Source organism: Granulicatella balaenopterae, from assembly GCF_900111135.1.
GTDB lineage: Bacteria > Bacillota > Bacilli > Lactobacillales > Aerococcaceae > Granulicatella > Granulicatella balaenopterae.
Map to the genome: position 1 here is coordinate 1 of NZ_FOGF01000072.1, position 3,216 is coordinate 3,216.

Consider the following 3,216-nt stretch of genomic DNA (forward strand, 5'->3'; position numbering starts at 1 on the left):
CCTCTTTTGTGTGGTAAACAAGTCCACTAAGCCCTAATATAAATCTTTCAGATTTCTTTTAATAATTCCTCAACAACACTACTTGACGAAGAGCCCTTTTTTTATGTGCTTTTACAATGAGTGCGTTAGCATGAAGATGTCAGTCGATAGCTTCTTACAAAATGGCATAAGATGTGATAAAATAGCTAATGTCTTATATGAGAAAGTGAAAACTATAAAACGGTGGTGTTATAATGAAAGAAGAACAAGAATTATTTAAAGGCTTTGAACAAATGTGGCAAGCAACACAAGTACTACAAAAAGCAATTGGATATTCTTTTGTAGAAGCATTAGGAGAAACTTTACAAAATCTCGTTCAAGATGAGGCTGTGCAACAAGTGGACGGTGAACCATCAGATGAGATTGTTAAGGAATTAAAATCACTCTATAATGCATTACAAATCAATAACTATCAAGCAGATGATATTAGAAAAATGATTCAATATACTTTTCTAAAAGCTGCTAAAGAAGATCAATTGCAACAAAATCATCAAATGACTCCGGATGCAATAGCTTTATTATTAGCCTTTATGGTAGATAAGTTAACAGAAGGTATGGAATCAATTCGTTTAGGGGATTTAGCAGCTGGAACAGGTAATTTATTAAGTGCAGTAATGCTATTTTTACAACAATCAAAAAAACAATCACTTGCAATTGCTATTGATAATGATGAAGTATTAACTCATTTAGGCTCACAAGCAACTACATTAGAACATTTACCAGTTGAATGGTTCTTACAAGATGCTATGCAAGAAATGAATATCCAACCGCTAGATATCGCTATTAGTGACTTACCAGTTGGTTATTATCCACTTGATGAAGTGGCTAAAAATTATCAAACAAAATTAGCGGAAGGTCACTCATATGCTCATCATTTATTAATTGAGCAACACATCAATCAATTAGCAAAAGCAGGAATCGGCATTTTTATGGTACCGACGACTATTTTTGAAGAAGACTATCATCCAAGTGGGTTATTGGACTATTTAGAAAAAGAAACACATATTCAAGCAATTTTAGCATTACCAAAAAATTTATTTAAAAAAGAAATTCATAGTAAATCGATTTTAATTGTGCAGAAAAAAGGGAATAATGCAAAACAAGTGTCGCAAGTGTTACTTGGAGATATTCCGGAATTTAAAAATATTGACAAGTTTATGAAATTTACAACAATTTTTGAAAAATGGTCAAAAGAGTTAGTGCAATAAAAGCGCTTTCGTGTTATACTAGTTTTAATTTGAATGTTAGGAGAGAAAAAAGAATGTCAAAATCAATCGCAATTAATGCAGGAAGTTCAAGTTTGAAATTCCAATTATTAGAAATGCCAGAAGAAACAGTAGTGGCAAAAGGTCTTGTAGAACGTATCGGGATGGAAGATGCAATCTTTACAATTAGCTATGGAGAAGACCAAGAATATAAAGTGGTTGAACCAATTCTAAACCACGAAGTAGCTGTAGAAAAATTATTAGAACAATTAGTAGCATTAGAAATTATTGCTAGCTTCGATGAAATTACTGGTGTTGGACACCGTGTAGTTGCAGGTGGAGAATTATTTAAAGATTCTGCATTAGTAGACGATGAAGTAATTAAACAAGTGGAAGAATTAGCTGAATTCGCTCCATTACACAACAAAGCTGAAGCAATCGGAATGAAAGCTTTCAAAAAAGTATTACCAGATATTACAAGTGTGGCAGTATTCGATACTTCATTCCATACATCAATGCCTAAAAAAGCTTATTTATACAGTGTACCAATGGAATATTATACTGAATTTAAAGCTCGTAAATATGGAGCTCACGGAACTAGCCACCGTTTTGTAGCTAGACGTGCTGCTGAAATGTTAGGTAAACCATTAGAAGAACTAAAAATCATCACTTGCCACTTAGGTAATGGGGCTTCTATCACTGCTGTAGATGGTGGTAAATCAGTTGACACTTCAATGGGATTCTCACCATTAGCAGGGTTAACAATGGGAACTCGTTGTGGGGATATCGATGCGTCATTAGTTGGATTCTTAATGAATAAATTAAATATCACAGACATCAATGAATTTGTAGACATTTTAAACCACAAATCAGGTTTATTAGGTTTATCAGGTGTATCAAGTGATATGCGTGATGTTGAAACAGCTGCAGCAGAAGGAAATGAAGATGCACAAGTAGCATTAGAAATCTTTGTTGACCGTGTTCAAAAATACATTGGACAATATGTTGCTGTTATGAACGGTGTAGATGCTATTGTATTTACAGCTGGTATCGGCGAAAACTCTAAAGAAACTCGTCGTGATGTAATTAATGGTTTAACTTGGTTTGGTTGTGCTATTGATGAAGAACGCAATAATACTCGTAAAGAAGCAATCATTTCACCGGAAGGCGCTAAAGTTGCTGTATTAAACATTCCAACGAACGAAGAAGTAGAAATCGCTCGTGATATCGAACGTTTAAGAAAATAATATAAAAATATACTTTAAGGCTAGGCATATCATATTTTGTCTAGTCTTTTTTTGTTGTAAATAAGGAGAAGTAGAATCATTAGCCTAATAGATGGCAAACTAAAAAACTACTTATCAATGATTCATCAATAAGTAGTTCCTATACGAATTATAATTATTTTTTTAAATTTAGTGACAAGAAATCTCCGAAACTTTAGCTTTGTGGGATGAATTCTTATATCAAGATATTTTTGATACAATCATTATTGAGGGATATAAAATGAATTATTGTAAAAGTGGAAGTCATAATAACTATTTGTGACAATATCATCAAAAAAATATATAGAAAAGCAAGGTTAGGAGGTGTTGTAAATAATGAACTATAATAAAGCTATCAAGTATAGAGTCTACCCCAATAAAAATCAAGAAGAATTATTGCAAAAGACATTTGGTTGTTGTAGAAAAATATGGAACTTAATGTTATCAGACAAGATTGATTATTACAGAGAAACAAAAGAATCATTGAAAACAACACCTGCCCAGTATAAAAAAGACTACCCTTACCTAAAGGAAGTAGATAGCCTAGCTTTAGCTAATGTTCAGTTGAATTTACAAACGGCATACAAGAATTTTTTTAGAGATAAAAAGGTTGGATTCCCTAAATTCAAGTCAGCTAAAAAAACTAAGAAAAGCTATACAACAAATAACCAGAAAGGCTCCATTACCCTAAATGATAAAAGTATTAA

The 3,216-nt window shown here is 32.5% G+C and carries 3 protein-coding genes; all 3 read left to right on the top strand.

Going from position 1 to position 3,216, the window contains the following annotated elements; all coding sequences use genetic code 11:
* The first annotated feature begins 233 nt into the window (after positions 1-233).
* A complete protein-coding gene (locus BMX09_RS09645) occupies positions 234-1,247 on the top strand; it encodes a class I SAM-dependent methyltransferase (RefSeq protein WP_245711169.1) in 1,014 nt (337 codons plus the stop codon).
* A 53-nt stretch (positions 1,248-1,300) separates the two neighbouring features.
* Positions 1,301-2,491 (top strand): acetate/propionate family kinase, encoded by a 1,191-nt coding sequence (locus BMX09_RS09650; protein ID WP_089748089.1) that lies wholly within the window; start codon positions 1,301-1,303, stop codon positions 2,489-2,491.
* A 354-nt stretch (positions 2,492-2,845) separates the two neighbouring features.
* On the top strand, positions 2,846-3,216 hold a 371-nt coding region (locus BMX09_RS09655), incomplete at its 3' end, for a helix-turn-helix domain-containing protein (RefSeq protein ID WP_177159604.1).

What these genes read in the sequence shown, in the direction of transcription:
- BMX09_RS09645 (WP_245711169.1), top strand. Translation starts at nt 234, where the DNA reads ATGAAAGAAGAACAAGAATTATTTAAAGGCTTTGAACAAATGTGGCAA.
- BMX09_RS09650 (WP_089748089.1), top strand. Translation starts at nt 1,301, where the DNA reads ATGTCAAAATCAATCGCAATTAATGCAGGAAGTTCAAGTTTGAAATTC.